The organism is Mesorhizobium sp. M8A.F.Ca.ET.207.01.1.1, from assembly GCF_004794715.1.
In the GTDB taxonomy this organism is placed as follows: Bacteria; Pseudomonadota; Alphaproteobacteria; order Rhizobiales; family Rhizobiaceae; genus Mesorhizobium.
This window is the reverse complement of record NZ_SRUS01000302.1, coordinates 1-339: the sequence shown is the minus strand read 5'-3', so window position 1 is coordinate 339 and position 339 is coordinate 1. Positions and strand designations below refer to the sequence as shown.

Below are 339 nucleotides of genomic sequence, written 5' to 3'. Positions count from 1 at the left end.
GGACGTCCTCGGCAACGGTGAGATCGCCGGCCACGACGACCGGTGCTGCGCCGCCGTCGGCTTCGATCCGTGCGGCCAATGCCAGCAGCGGTTCCTGGCGCCGCGACGTGATGGCGACGTGCACGCCCTGCGCCGCCAGCTGCCTGGCGACGGCGGCACCGATGCCGCTGGCCGCGCCCGTCACCAGTGCGGTACGGCCTGCAAGATTCAAGTCCATGGGGGTCTCCTGTCAGTGCGGCCGGTGCATCCGGCCGGTGCAGGACAGGCTGTACGATCACCCCTGATTGATAAACTCCGCGCAGGTTTCAGCATTCAACACCCGGGGTGTCAGATGAACCT

1 protein-coding gene is annotated in these 339 nt (G+C 67.8%); it reads right to left on the bottom strand.

What is annotated here, in order from left to right:
* A partial coding sequence (locus tag EN850_RS34650) for an SDR family NAD(P)-dependent oxidoreductase (protein ID WP_136093010.1) occupies positions 1-217 on the bottom strand: 217 nt, incomplete at its 3' end.
* Positions 218-339 lie beyond the last annotated feature (122 nt).